The organism is Paramesorhizobium deserti (assembly GCF_001558695.1).
GTDB lineage: Bacteria > Pseudomonadota > Alphaproteobacteria > Rhizobiales > Rhizobiaceae > Paramesorhizobium > Paramesorhizobium deserti.
The window spans coordinates 227,228-241,912 of sequence record NZ_LNTU01000038.1; the positions used below are offsets into that span (position 1 = coordinate 227,228).

General features: G+C 60.4%; 7 protein-coding genes. 2 read left to right on the plus strand and 5 right to left on the minus strand.

All coding sequences use genetic code 11. From position 1 onward, the window contains the following. Positions 1–126: 126 nt before the first annotated feature. From ATN84_RS22090 to ATN84_RS22105, 4 genes are all read right to left on the minus strand, one after another. The gene (locus ATN84_RS22090) at positions 127–1,395 is read right to left on the minus strand and encodes an NAD(P)/FAD-dependent oxidoreductase (RefSeq protein WP_068884666.1); all 1,269 of its coding nucleotides are present in this window, start codon (positions 1,393–1,395) and stop codon (positions 127–129) included. 17 nt (positions 1,396–1,412) lie between these two features. Further along, on the minus strand, positions 1,413–2,144 hold the full coding sequence (locus tag ATN84_RS22095) for an amino acid ABC transporter ATP-binding protein (RefSeq protein ID WP_068884667.1): 732 nt from the start codon (positions 2,142–2,144) through the stop codon (positions 1,413–1,415). Continuing rightward, complete coding sequence (locus ATN84_RS22100; RefSeq protein ID WP_068884668.1) at positions 2,141–2,797, minus strand: amino acid ABC transporter permease; 657 nt, start codon at positions 2,795–2,797, stop codon at positions 2,141–2,143. The genes ATN84_RS22095 and ATN84_RS22100 overlap by 4 nt, the downstream gene beginning before the upstream one ends. Before the next feature lie 82 nt (positions 2,798–2,879). Continuing rightward, positions 2,880–3,626, minus strand: coding sequence for a substrate-binding periplasmic protein (locus tag ATN84_RS22105; protein WP_068884669.1), 747 nt, complete (start codon positions 3,624–3,626; stop codon positions 2,880–2,882). Positions 3,627–3,912: 286 nt separating this feature from the next. Between ATN84_RS22105 and ATN84_RS22110 the strand changes: the two genes are divergently transcribed. Further along, on the plus strand, positions 3,913–4,533 hold the full coding sequence (locus ATN84_RS22110; RefSeq protein WP_068884670.1) for a helix-turn-helix domain-containing protein: 621 nt from the start codon (positions 3,913–3,915) through the stop codon (positions 4,531–4,533). A 36-nt stretch (positions 4,534–4,569) separates the two neighbouring features. Here the strand turns inward: ATN84_RS22110 and ATN84_RS22115 are convergent, their stop codons facing one another. Further along, on the minus strand, positions 4,570–8,592 hold the full coding sequence (locus ATN84_RS22115; RefSeq protein ID WP_161939612.1) for an AAA and adenylate/guanylate cyclase domain-containing protein: 4,023 nt from the start codon (positions 8,590–8,592) through the stop codon (positions 4,570–4,572). Positions 8,593–8,927: 335 nt separating this feature from the next. Between ATN84_RS22115 and ATN84_RS22120 the strand changes: the two genes are divergently transcribed. Next, a complete protein-coding gene (locus ATN84_RS22120) occupies positions 8,928–14,654 on the plus strand; it encodes an alkaline phosphatase D family protein (RefSeq protein WP_244491175.1) in 5,727 nt (1,908 codons plus the stop codon). Positions 14,655–14,685: the final 31 nt, after the last annotated feature.

The window sequence follows — 14,685 nt, forward strand, 5'->3', positions numbered from 1 at the left end:
CTCGAGGTCCTGCGCAGGCGGGTAATTCTTTGTCTCGATTGAACGAACGGTGAATGGCGAGACGGAAGCAATTGTCCGTGATTGGCTTATATTGTTGACGAGGAGAAGTGCTCCGAACGGGTCAACTCAGCTTTCGAGGGAATCCCGCAGCCGGTAGTAGGCGATCATGGCGGATGCATAGATCGGGTGCAGATCGTGAAGCGGCAACGGCTTGATATCGGTTAGCTTCAGGGGCAGCGGGTTCACCGTCGAATTGAGGAGATGGGCACCGATCGCTGTGCCCAACGCGCTCGCCATCGCCACGCCGCGCCCGTTATAGCCAAGCGCCATCGTGAGGCCGGGTGCCGGCTGGTGAATATGCGGCAGGTGATCCCGGGTCATCGCCACGCGCCCCGTCCAGCGGAATTCCAGCGATACGGAGCGGACCTCGGGAAAGAATGCGTGAAGAGCCCCGACAATGCGGTGATAATCCGCAGGCGAACGCGGATCGGAGAAGCTGCCGCGTCCACCCATCATCAGCCGATCGCCCGGCCCGATCCGGAAATAATTGCCGACGCGGCGGCTGTCGGAGACAGCGCTTCTTTCAGGCAGGATGCGCTCCAGGAGATTGCTGTCGAGTGGCGCGGTGGCGATTTGGAAGCTGTTGGCCGGGATCACCGTCGCCTTTAGCCCCGGCCATAGAGAGCTGCTGTAGCCATTGGTGGCGATGACGACATTGTCGGCCACGACTTTGGCTCCGTTGCTGAACATGACCGCCCAGCGCGAGCCGTTGCGCTTCAGTTCTGTCGCTTCGCTATTGCCATGAACTTTTATGCCGGCGGCAAGCGCGGCGCTCGCCAGGCCGCGTGCGTAGTTCAACGGATGAATACTGCCGGCCCGCATGTCGATCCAGCCGCCGACAAAGCCGATGCCGCCGGTCCTGCGTTTCATAGCCTGTGCGTCCAGCATCTCGACCGGCGCGCCGCGCGATTGCCACTGCAGCATGCGCTTTTCGAGCGTGGGCAGGTGCGATTTCTTGACGGAACCCTGTATCCAGCCTTGGCGGATCGGCTCGCATTCTATGCGATGCTTTTCGATCAGGGAAAAGACGGTATCGGCGGTGCGGCCGGCAAAATCCGTCGTCGCCTCGCCAAAGACCGCGTCGAGCACGTCCGGGTCAAGCTTCAGTCCCGGAATGACCTGTCCGCCGTTACGTCCGCTGGCGCCGAACCCGGGGCCGACCATATCGGCGACGATCACCGATGCGCCGCCCTCGGTCAGGCTCAACGCTGCAGTCAGGCCCGTATAGCCAGCGCCGATCACGACCACATCGGCCGTGTGGGCTCCTTCAAGCGCGGGTGTCGCGGGCGCGGGATCGGCGGTGGCGGCCCAGAGGGAAGAAGCAGGGTCGAGCATGAGAAGTGACCTGTCGTTTATACGGGATGCGTCACGCGGCGCAGGAAGTCCTGTGTACGCTCGTGCTTTGGATTGCGCAGGATCTCGCCGGCCGGCCCTTGTTCCACGATCCTGCCACCGTCGAGGAAGAGGACGCTATCGGCCACTTCGCGCGCGAACTGGATCTCATGCGTGACGACGAGCATGGTCATGTGCTCCTCGGCGAGCGCACGCATCACCTGCAGCACCTCGCCGACCATTTCGGGATCAAGCGCCGAGGTCGGTTCGTCGAAGAGGATCGCCTGTGGCTGCATGGCAAGCGCACGGGCAATGGCGACGCGTTGCTGCTGCCCGCCCGATAATGAGCCGGGATACGCATTGACCTTGTCGGCAAGCCCGACGCGCGTCAGCAGCGCCACCGCCCTTTCACGCACTTCGGCCGCATCCTGCCTGAGCACATAGAGCGGTCCCTCCATCACGTTCTCCAGAGCCGTGCGATGAGGAAACAGGTTGAAGCGCTGGAACACCATCGAAACCCGGGTGCGGATATCATGAATGCCAGAGGATTCCGCGTCGACCGGCTGGCCGTCGATCGCGATGCGGCCGCTCTGATAGGTCTCAAGTCCGTTGACGCAGCGCAGAAGCGTCGATTTGCCGGAGCCCGATGGTCCAATCAGGCACACCACCTCGCCCTTGCCGATCCCGGCCGTGACGCCCTTCAGCACCTGATGACTGCCGAAGGATTTGTGTACGTCGTCGAAACGGATCATGGGGCCTTCCCCATCGCGATCTCGACGCGGCGCATCACGAAATTCAAGGGGATCGTCAGGCAGAGATAGAGCAATGCCACGAGGGTGAACACGGTCATGTTGTTGAAGGTCGATGACGCAAGCATTTTGCCCTGCATGGTCAGTTCGGCGACCGAGATTACCGATACCTGAGAGGAATCCTTCAGGAGCATCACAACATTGTTCGCATAGGGCGGCAGCACGATCCTGAAGGCCTGTGGCAGCACCACGCGACGCATCATCAGCGGCCGCTTCATGCCGATCGACTTGGCTGCCTCCACCTGACCCTTGTCGACCGCCTCGATGCCGGCGCGAAACGTCTCGCCGATATAGCAGGAATAGGTCAGCGCCAGGCCGATCACCCCGGCCTGGAAGGCGGTCAGATCGATACCGATCTCCGGCATCACGAAATAGATGTAGAAGAGGATGACCAGGATCGGAATGCCGCGCACGAACTCCACGAGGACGCGTGTCGGTGCGGCGAGCGCGCGGATGCCGGAGGTCCGAAGCAGTGCCCAGACAAGACCGAGCACGGTCGCCAGGCAGAGGGCGAGGATCGTGACCGCGATCGTCAGCCATAGCCCCTTGAGAAGCAGCGGCATGTATTCCGCGGATTGCGTGAGAAACTTGCTCATGAATCGCTTTCTTTGCGACGATGCGGGTCATCCTTCGGCGGGGAGACGCGGTGCATGGATGCGCTCTCTCGTGGCGTTCGGTTCAAAGCCCGTATTTGGCGAAAATCTTTGCGAGTTCGCCGCTTTCCTTCAGTTTGGCGATGGAAGCATTGACCTTTTCCAGAAGCTGCGGATTGTCCTTGGCTACGGCTAGGGAGACCTCGCCCTGTTTCAGCGGTTTGTAACCGTCGACAAGCCGTATGCCGAGGTCGGGGTTTTGAGATATCTGGTAAGCGATGATGGGCTGGTCGCCGAAGCCGGCCTTGATACGGCCAAGCTTCACGTCACGCATGATGTCGGCGATCGAATCATAGAGTTTCACTTCGCTGAAGGTGCCCAGTTTCTGCAGGGTATCGGCGAATGTGGTGCCGATCTGTGCGCCGACCGTCTCGCCGTTCAGCTCTTCGATCGTATAGTTCTCCGGGTTGGCGGCGGCGACGAACATCGCGTCGCCATAGGTGTAGACCGGCGTGCTGAACTCGACCACCTGCCTGCGCTCCTCGGTCGCGAACATGCCGGCGGAGATCAGATCGATCTTGCCGGTGGTCAGGGCGGGAATCAGCGCCGAGAAGGCGGTGATTTCGAATGTGGCGCTGTCACCCGTGTCAGCCGCGATCGCGCTCGCCAGATCGACCATGGCGCCCGTCGGCTTCTGCGTCGCGGTATCGACGAATGTGAAGGGCACGCCCGTCGTCGTGATACCCACCTTGATCGGATCCTGGGCGAAGACCGGCGTTGCGGCCGCCATGACAAGCGCCGCGGCACAGGCGGCAATAAGTTTCAGTTTCATGAAATTCCCCTTGTCTGATTCGTTGTTTTCGTTCGGAAGCGAGCAGAACAGGCTAGCTCAGCTACATTCATCATTGACAGATTTTCACAATAATGAAATTTCTGCCATCTGCAATTGGTTAAGCGGAAATTTTTCATTTTCGTGAATTCAGGATATGAAGTGTGTGCTAGTCTGCCAGAAAGGGCGAGTTTCTCCCGAAAATCGCCGAACATCCGAGAGATAATGGGCCGGCATCGAGGAGATCGAAGGCCTTTTCAATATTGTGAACGAGAAGGTCTGATCGTTAATGACAGCTCCAGGTTCTTCGACGGCTCCGGCTCCGAGAGTTGCGCAGGAAGATGGCGAGGAGGATCGCAGCCTCGGTCTTGCGGTGCGCCAGGCGCGCCAGGCGCGTGGCCTCTCCCTCAAGCAGGTCGCGGATCGCGCCAATATTTCGGTCGGGCTTCTGAGTCAGATCGAGCGGGGCATCTCTTCGCCCTCGGTGCGGGCATTGCGGGCGATTTGCGGGGTTCTGGACCTGCCGGTCCAGGCGCTGTTCGGCGGCGAGGACGATACAGGCAGCCAGGAGGCTCACCGGATCGTCCGGCTCAATCAAAGGCGCAGTGTCGATTTCGGCAGCAAGGGCATGATCAAGGAGTTTCTGACCGTTCATGACGAGGGCGCGCTTCAGGTCATGGAGATCGCGCTGGAGCCGGCGGGCGGTTCGGGAGACGAGCCCTATAATCATGATGGCGAGGAATGCGGTGTCGTCCTCGAAGGGCGCCTGGAACTTTATATCGACGGCAGCGTCTATCGCCTTGGTGAAGGCGACGCGTTCCATTTCGAAAGTGCATTGCCGCACAAGTTCCGCAATCTGGCGAACGGCCGGACACGCGTGCTGTGGATCACCACGCCGCCGGTGTGGTGAATTCGGGCTGGAATGATCTATTCGTCAGTCAGGTTCTCAGAACCAGTCTTCCCGCCGCCGGATCTCGGCAGCAATGATGGATTCATCCCTGCGCAATGATAGATGACGTGCCGCAGCGAGAGCCTGCTTCCACTCGTGAAGCGCGCGGTCCTTCCGGCCGTCCAGCCAATGCGCAACGCCCACCCAGAGCCCCAACTGCGCCGCTCCTACAGGGAATACCCTACTGTAACGCTTGAGTTCATGAAGCGCTCGTCCCTCCCAATTGTCCCAGCGGTCGTATCGATCAGAAAGACCAGCTTCGCGCCCGCGCAAGAACACTTCCAACGCGCCGGAGATTCCAACCAGGATGCTGTGAGAAGACGGTCTGGGCATCTCGCGCAGCAGGCGCAGTGTCTCAATCGCGGCTTCAACACTCTCGGCTGACTGACCCACCCGGGCGAGTGCGAGCGCAAGCGCGCCGCTGGCCGTGATCCGAGCCGCGAGATCGACCGAGCCGGGCATTGCGGATGTTATCAGCCGCAGGATATCGACCGCTTCACGCGGTCGGTCCGTGTGCAGCACGCACAATGCCTTGCAGCGCAGGGCCCAGATTTCTTGCTGTATGTTGCCGGCATTCTGCGCTCGCGCAAGCAACGCCAGGGCTGTTGGTTCCAATGCAGCCTGGTCGCCTCGATAATAAAGGGACCAGAAACGCATTCCTTGCGCATTGCACCATCTCAACTGGTCTCCGGCCGTCAGCGCAAGGCTTTGCGCCTGATCAAGTCGCTGATCGACCATTGACCATTCACAGCGTCCAAGTCTCCAGAGCGCATCGAGATTACATACATGAGAGTGGATCGCAGGGTCGGCGAGAGCAACCGCCGCCTTCTCGGCCTTTGCCATGAAATGGGCGCTCGCCCGCCGCCAGCCGAGCATGCCAAGACCGCACGCCAGCTGTGCGGATGCCACCGCCATCTCCGCGGAAACGCCAGTGCGCTCCGCGTGAATAACCGCCCCGACCAGATTGCACATGCCGCTGGAAAAGCGCAGTTCGAAATAATCCACCATCGCCGCCTGATTCAGGCAACGGGATAATTCGCTCTCCCAGTCGACCGGATCCGGCATATTGTCCCGTGTGGGCAAATCCTGGGATCGGGGAAAGACCTGTTGGGCTACGAGCCGCGAGCCACGGCCGATCAGACGGATGAGAATTTTTGCGGGAGTACGCGGGACAGGCTTACCCGCCATTCTGAGCGCATATCTGATCGCCACGCCTTGAGCATGGATGTCGCCGCGGCTGTAATGGGCTTCGGCCATCTGCCGGCGCCAGCGCACCGATCGAAGCCTTTGTTCATCGCTCCAAAGCTGGCGGTTGGGCTCGTGCTGCAAACAAATTCCTAGAAATGCCTCAACTTCCCGGAAAGCGCCGATCTGCAGTGCATTTGTTGCCGCCTTGTCTGCATATTTGACCGCCTTTTCGTAGTTTTCGGCGGCATTGAAGTGTTGAACGAGGTCCGCGATGTCGGCTCCCACTGCGTCCGGTCGGCTCAGTTCGATCCAGCTCGCCAATCTTTCATGCAGCCGATGGCGCAAATCGCCGGGAATGGAGCCGTAGACCACGTCCCGGATCTGGTCATGACGGAATTCATAATCCGCCGGATCGGCACCTTGCCGCACGAGATGCGCCGCGAGAAGGGATTGAATCGGGGCATCGATGTTATTTCCATGCAGTGCCCTGAGGGTGGCGCCCGTGAACGAACGCCCGATCACCGCCGCTGCCTTGATGACATCCTGAGCCGCGGCGTCCAGACGATCGACACGCTCTCGTATGACCCGTTCCACACCCTCGAAATATCGCAGGTCGTCAAGCGGGCGAATGGATTGCCAAGACCCGTTGCGCTCCGCGATCAGGCCCTCACTCTTCAATGTCAGCGAAATCTCTTCGGCGAAAAACGGGTTGCCGCCGGCCAGTGCCGCGACGTGGCGGGCTATCTCGTCCTGTGGCGGCGCGCCGCCGAGCGTGCGGGCAACGATTTCGTGGATCGATGCGTCGCTGATTTCCGCCAGTTCGAGAATGCGGAAGAACCGTGCGGGATCATCCGATTCCATGTCCGTCGGCACCGCGCTCGCTCGTTGCCGCAGATTTCTCAACTCCTCCGGCACCTCCTCCGCACGAACACACAGGATAATCAGGAGTGACGACAATGACCCGAGCACCCACTCGACGAGCCGCCATGAGGCGGAATCGAGCCATTGGCTGTCTTCCAGGACCAGTATCAGCGGGCGGGGAGCCGATACGCCTATTATCTCGCCCAGAAGGCGCATGGTCGCATCGGCGCGATGCGCACCTTCCAGATGTTTCGTTCCCTCGTTCTGAGGGATCTCGGTGGCCAACACGTCGCCAAGAAGCGGCAGGCGTTCGACTATAGCTGGGTGATCCTGAACACGAATGCGGATATTCTGGAACACTTCGAAGCCGTCGGCGTCCACCGGCAAACCGACGAGGGATTCCAGCACGCGTCGCCACGCCAGCAGTGATGTGCGCCGTTTGTCCCGTTCAGCGCGGGATACCGACACCATCATACCGTCTGCGCGCAGATCGTCCGTGAAGGCATTCACCAGCGTGGTTTTGCCGATACCTGGCTGGCCCAGCACGACGACAAGACGGTTGGTTCCGGCAAGCGTCTCGTCAAATGCCTGTTTAAGGAACGCCAGTTCGCGTTGACGACCAATCGGCCTCGCCGGTGGCAACACTGCCCGGCTTGGCTCCAGCGGATGAAACACGGGCGCCATATCGCCGAGCCCCTTCAGCTGGAGCGTGCCGCGCTGATCGAACGAGAACCCGCCTCTGGCCGCCCGTTCAGTCTGGGCATCGCACAGAATGTCGTTGGCGACCGCCGTCATAAGCCGGGCAGCGCGGTTCATCGGTGGGCCGAAAACCATCAGCTGTCTGCGGTGCGGGCTTCCAACGACACGAAAGAGCGCTTCGCCTGTCGCCACACCAATCGAAACGGTCAGGCCAAGCTGTCGGACGATTGCATCAATAGCGCGGGCGGCATCGACGGCGCGCTGCGGGTCGTCACGGTGAAAGGTGCCGCGCGCGCCGAAGGCCGCGACAAAGACCAGCCCCTTGTCGTCGAAAAACAACTCCCCCGGTGGACCGCCTCGCTCACGCAGTGCTTCCTGGAGTGAGGCGCACAGGGCCTGATGGCGCGATAGTGCGAGGGGAGTACGGTGTTCGAGCCCGGAGATCCGCGCGAAGAGAGCTGAAATAGGCCTGATTTCGGCCAGCGCATCCAGCCGCGCCGCCAGCCTTCCCCCTTCGTCAACATCAGTCCCCGGCATGTCATGATGATCTTCCGGCGCCAGCCCGGCTGCAACGTCACGCAGTTGCGGGACCAGAAAGCCTGCCAGCCAATGGGAAGGCAGGTGTCGATCCCTGCTCTTTTCGCCCGGATGCGGAATCTTTGTATCTGTGGCCGTATCGCCCGCCAGGGCATTGGCCGCGTCTTTTGAAAGGACATATTCCCAGCTGCGTGCCGCCGCCATCGCCTTGGCCGCCTCGACGATCGCGTCGCCACCGGCGACGAGGTGCCAGATTGGTTCGCCGCCCACAATGGCGGTCCAGAGCTGACCCGCACCGATGCCGAAATGCAGCGCCGGTTCTTTTTCCCCTGCGGCGGCCTTCGGTCGTTCATCACGATCACGGCAGATTGCATCGGTGCATTCCGTGGCTGCCCGGACGGCTCCGACAAAGCCTTCATGATCGGCCGGCCAATAGGCGAGCAGGGAATCGCCAGCGAAATAAAGCACCTCGCCGCCGCGTGCACCGATCTGTTCCGCGCATCGGGTGTAGGAGAGGGTCAGCAGCTTCGGTATTTCTTCGAGCCCGCCATGTCCGCGCCGCGCCAGCTGTTCGACCAATGCGGTAAATCGCGAGACATCGATGAAGAGCACCGCGGCTGGAAACTCTGTGGCTGCAGGACGTTCTCCCCGCGCGCCATACAGCCTGCCGAGCAGACGCAGCGGCAGAAAACTTGCCAGCAGTTCGTTCCTCTCATCCATGGCCAGCGTTCCCACCTGGCTGCTCGCTTTTGGAGGTGCCGCAAAGGCGGCGTGCGGTATCTTCTCTCGATCCGGCGGTTGCGAGCTGCCCAAGGCCGGGGATTTTCGCACATATTTGATCGATAGCTAATAACTATCGCAAGGGACCGGAGGATCGGCCGGCAAGACAGGCAAAATCGCTATACAAATTTGCCGGAGGGAGTAGATTAGAGGTCGCCATTTACGACGTGCATCGCATCTGAGGGGAAGCGTTATGCGAAGTTTCGTGAGTGGGGGCGGCATTTCAATCGGTTATGATGATGTAGGTAGGAAATCTCTCCTGCTCATCGCATCGGCACGGAGCGAGGATGATGGGCTCCGGGCTTGACACCGACTCGCGCACCGCGTGGATCTCGCAAGGTTTCGAGCGCCTTATTCATCGTGTCCGCGGCGCTCCCGCGGCCGTCCATTTCGATGTTCTGATCATCGGCAGCGGCTATGGCGGAGCCGTCACGGCCGCGACATTCGCAGGCCGGCGTCAAGGCAACGTTCCTGTTCGTGTTGGGATGCTGGAGCGCGGCAAGGAATATTTGCCCGGCTCGTTTCCGACCGGTCTCGGCGAACTGCCACGCCACATCCGGCGCGAGCGCAACAATGAGGGCCTGTTCGACATCAGACCCGGACCGGAGGTGACGACGATCGTTGCCAACGGAGTTGGCGGCGGCTCGCTGATAAACGCCGGCGTGATGGAAATTCCCTCGCCGAGTGTTTTCCAGAAGGGGTGGCCGAACCAGCTCGCAAATCTGGCCGGTTGGCATTCATTCTTCGACCGCGCCTCTGACCTGCTCGGCGCACGCGTGGACGGTGTACCCAATACTATTACTGCGCATGCCGATGGGCTGCCGCAAAAATTCAGTGCTTTCAAAAGTATGGCGCCGAGTAACAGGTTTCGGCCGGCGGCGGTCACCATCGCGATGGCCGGTTCCACCAGCACGGGTAATGTCAGTCTCAACAAATGCACGCGTTGCGGCGATTGCGCGACGGGTTGCAATTTCGGCGCAAAGAACTCGCTGGACGTCAATCTGCTCGTGCGTGCCCAGCAGAACGGCGCGGAAATATTCAGCGGCGCGACCGTGCTCAATATCGAGAAGGATGGTGCCGTCGGCTGGATCGTCAATGCCGTGCACACCAACGCCACGCTTAGGGCACGTGATGGAGAGGTTCTGAGGATCAGGGCGCGGAAGGTCGTGCTGGCCGCGGGTACCCTCGGCTCCAACGAGATCCTGCGCAGATCGCATATGATGGGGCTATCGATTGCGAATGAGCAACTCGGCGAGCGCTGCTCGACCAACGGTGACATGCTGGTCGTCGACTATGGCACCAGGGCGGCGGTGAACAGTGTGGCGGATGCCGCTGTGCAGCCCTCGAAACGTGCGGTCGGACCCACGATCACGGGCGTCATCGATCTCCGGGACACGGCAGGTGTTCTCATCGAGGAGATGGCGGTTCCGGCGAGCCTCCGCCTCGCATTCACGGAGATCTTTGCGACGACCAACACTTTGCACGGTCTGGACAAGATCGACTGGTCAACGCATCGGCAGGGCTTCCCGAATGACGACGCTTATGCCGTGCCGCGCAAGTGCATCGAACACTCCGCGCTTTATGCCGTCATGGCCGACGACGGCGCCGCCGGCAGTATGGAACTCGATGGCGCGGTATCCGATGATCGCGACGGAATTGCGCGAATACGCTGGGAAAAGCTTCCGGATCTGCCAATCTTCGACACGCAGGTGGATATATTGACCGGACTTGCGAAGAACTCCGGTGGACGGATCATGGCAAATCCCCTTTGGAAATTGCTGCCGTCGGAGCTCACTTGGCTGCTGCGGGAAAAGCGTGGACCACTGACGACCGTGCATCCACTCGGGGGCTGCACCATGGCCGAGACGGGTTCCGAAGGAGTCGTGAACCACCTTGGCCAGGTGTTCTCAACCGGGACCTCAAGCGCGGTTCATGATGGGCTGGTCGTGCTTGACGGGTCGATCATTCCAACGGCGCTCGGAACAAATCCCGCGCTCGCGATCTCGGCGGTTGCGCTGCGCGCCGCCGAAGCGCTGGCCCTGGAATGGGGATATGACGTAGCGCCGCCGGCCGCTCCGGTTGCGGCCCTGGTCCGTCCGATATTTCGCTCGACCGATAGCGCTGTTCCGCCAGCAAAAACGGAAGTGGAGGTGATCGAGCGGATCGTCGGGCCAGTGCGGTTGAAGCTCAAGAACGGTGCTACCGGTTCTTATATCGTTGAAATGACCCTGCGCTTTCTTCCCAAAGCGTTGGCTGATCTCACGCCGAGCATCGGCGGCGATCCCGTTCTAAAGGTTGCTGCTGATCAGTCCGATCCGGTGGCGCGCAGCGCCATCCGTATCTTCCCGCGCGCCGAGTGGGAGATGCTCGAAAAGAGCTGGGACCCACCCGGCCTGAGAGAACAGAAACTTGATGCCATCGCACATTTCAGCGCGCCGCTCACCGGCGGTCTCAGGGTGTTCGAGCGACAAAGAAGCTGGGCTCTCGGCCGTATCGGGCGCGCGGGCAAGGCATGGCTCTTCAACCGGGGCCTGCGCGATATCTATCAGGCGATTGTCGACGGCGATGGAGGGCCGGGACCGCTGGCCCGCATCAAGTCAGGTCTTGCCATCGCCAGCCGCTCGGGAGAAATCCGTGCGTTTCGCTATGACTTGAGGATAGGGATACCGGACGCCGGTGCCAAGATCGCGCTCAATGGCGACCATGTGGTTGGCACAAAGACGTTCACTTACGCTCGCCGGGGCAATCCATGGAGACAGCTCATGGAAGTGGCGCTCGAGCAGTTCCCGGGTCTCACCGGCTCCACTCCGCACGTCCTGAGGCTCGACCTGGGATACCTGGCGCGCATTGGCGTGCCGCTTTTCCGGATAACCGGGCAGAGCGATGGAATCGGTGCGATCGGTGAACAAGTTACCGTTCTCGGTTATTTCCTGCGATTGCTGCTCGGCCAGCACATCTGGAGTTTCCGCGCGCCCGACAAGGACGTGGATCCGGCCAATGATGTCATCGATTTTTCTCCCCCGGCTACGCTTCAGCTGCCCGGCGGCGGTTCAGTGACAGCGCAACGAATCCCGATTCCAATGGGTTCCGAGAAACCCAACCTTGGGGGCGGGCGTGTTCCCGGCGAGGTGCTAATTACGCGTTATCCTCATCCCGGCACCATCAGGAGACCGGTGGTCATGCTGCACGGCTACAGTGCCGGCGGTACCACCTTTGCCCATCATGCGGTGAGCCCGAACTTCGCCAGTTATCTCTGGAACACTGGACGCGACATCTGGGTGGCGGATATGCGGACCAGCCCCGCCCATGCCACCGCAACGCAAGCCTGGAGTTTCGATCAGATCGGGAAAGAAGACGTCAAGAAGGTCATCGAAACCGCGGCCGCCAACTCGGTGGATGGAAAGGTCGACGTGATTGCCCATTGCATGGGGGCGGTCGTCTTCAGCATTGCCGCGCTTGAAGGCAGGCTGAATGACCTTGTCGACCGTGTTGCCTTCACGCAGGTCGGGCCGCTTGTCGTCTTCACGCCGGCGAATGTTTTTCGAGCCTATGCGATGCGCTATCTGATCGATTTCCTGCCGGACAAATATGAATTCAATCCCAAGAACCCGACCCTCGCCGACGATTTATGGGATCGGGTGCTTTCCACGCTGCCTTACCCGGTCGAAGAGTTCGATGTTGAAAATCCGGTCTGCCCCTGGAAGCGCACTCCCTGGACAAGAACGCGGCATCGCATGGATGCGCTCTACGGTCGTGATTTCAACGTCGCCAATATGGAACCCGAGATGCTGCGGTTCATCGACGAGCATTTCGGCGCACTCAGCCTCAAGACGGTAGCAACCACGCTGCACTTCGTCAGATATGCCCTGATGACCAACCATGAGGGCCGAAACCTGCTCGTATCGCGCAGGAAATTTCGTGAGAATTGGGTCTTCCCCGCATTCAGCGTGCATGGCGCCGAAAACGGGCTCTCCCACGTTTCAACTGTCGATCGTATGCAAAAGATCCTGGATGATGCGGGTCGGGTCTATGTCGCGCCGTTCATTAATCCGGGAGCCGGCCATCAGGACGCGCTGGTCGGTACCAAGCGTCATGCGACCTTCCAGAAAATCCAACAGTTCTTGGATGCTGATATTCCGTCCCAGCCAACCGACGGAAACACGAAGAAAACCGCTTATCCGCCGTGGATCGGGCCGATCATCACCGAGGAGAGGCCAGATACGCCGGCGCTTGTGCTGCGGGTCGGGTCGTTGCCGTCTCACCGGATGGCGGACGGCGTGGTCATGCTGCGTGTCCAACAATCTGGCAATCAAATCCTTCGACCCGACAATCCCGCTTTGCCTTGGGATCTGGCATATATCATCGATCACATGGTGGTACACAGATCGGCAGCGCTGGAGAACGGAGGCTGGGATGCGTTCGAAGCGCCGCTTCCGACGATCATGCCCGGCCATGATCCCGCTCATCCCGGCAACGCGCTGCTGGTCCTGATCGTCTATGACGAACCGAGCGAATTGTTTATTCCGGCCCGGGGTCTTTTCCGGGCAGTGGCAAGTGAGAGGCAGGTCTTCTGGTTCGACCCGATTGGCCACCGCGATGAAAAACCCGATAACTCGTTTCTGTTTGAGAGCTTTGAGCAGATGGCAGAGGCGACTTTCCGCGCTCTGGTGACGCCACGGCTTCATTCCATGTCCGACGACAAGGCAGAAACGAGGCAAGGGAGACTTGCCTATCGTGGTCTCGCCAAACTGAAGAGCGTCACGTTTGAACCTGATCCGCAGCCGGTTGCATCCGGCGGGTCATCCATGATGATGAATTTCGAACTGCCGGCAGGGCAGGGAACACTCGAACGTCTGATCGATATGGATCGCGACTTGTTGAACGGGGTGGTTCCCTACGATGCGCCGACCAATCCGCCCTCGGCGCCCATCGAGGCCGGCACCAGCTTTTCGCTCGCATCGTGCCAATATCCGGCCGGGTTCTTCGATGGGCCCGTCGCCGGCCGATCCTATGTTCGGATCGCCGAACACCTGCAGGGTACCGTGGGGATCAAGCCGCGCTTCATGTTGTTCGTGGGTGATCAGGTTTATGTCGATCCGACGGCGGGGCTATACGATCCGGCGAGTGAAGACGACCGCTATCGGCTGCCCTATGAGGCGTGGTTGAGACAACGGGACGTCCGCAACGCGCTGCGCCAGATCCCGTCGTTCATGCTGCTCGACGATCACGAGATCGTCGACAATTGGGAGCCGCTTTCGGACCCTGACGATGAAACGAACCAGGAGACGAAGAAAAGGGGTTTGGAGGCGTTCCAAAAATATCAGCGCGGTATCAGGCCGGGTCTCGAGGCTTTCGATTTCGACGGGTTTCATTTCTTCATGCTTGATACCCGAACCGAACGGACACATCGCAAGGTCGACAATCTGGCAAACGCGCATTTGTTTGCGTCTGATCCGGCCCAGCCAAACAACACAATGGAGAGGTTGAAGGACTGGCTATCGACCGCACCGGGGCCGAAATTCGTCGTCACACCTTTGATGCTGCTGCCGCGTCATCGCCGGGCGGTGCAACGCGACCGGCGTCTAGATCCGGGAAATCTCAGCAGCCTGCATTCCGACGGTTGGGACGGATATCCGAACTCGTTGCGCGAGGTGTTGACGCACATCGCAACGAACCAGATTCACAATGTGGTCTTTCTATCCGGCGACGAACATCGAGGTTGCATCGCGACGATTGACCTGCTCGATGCGGCCAACACTCCAGTTACCCGCATTCACTCGATCCATACCGCTGGGATGTATGCCCCTTATCCTTTTGCGAATAGTATCGACGAGGAGATCGTAGACAGTGAGACGATCGACATCGCGACTGCGTCCGGGAGCTTCAAATGCGTCGTCAACGCGACGCGGCCACCCCCCGGCGACGGCGCAACCTTCTTCTTCGTCCGCAAGGTCGGCGCCGACTGGAAACTGGATTGCGAATTCGCAGATGGATGGAGCCGGACGCTTACGCTGTGACCTTTTGGGACGGGCGGTATTGCTACCTTCC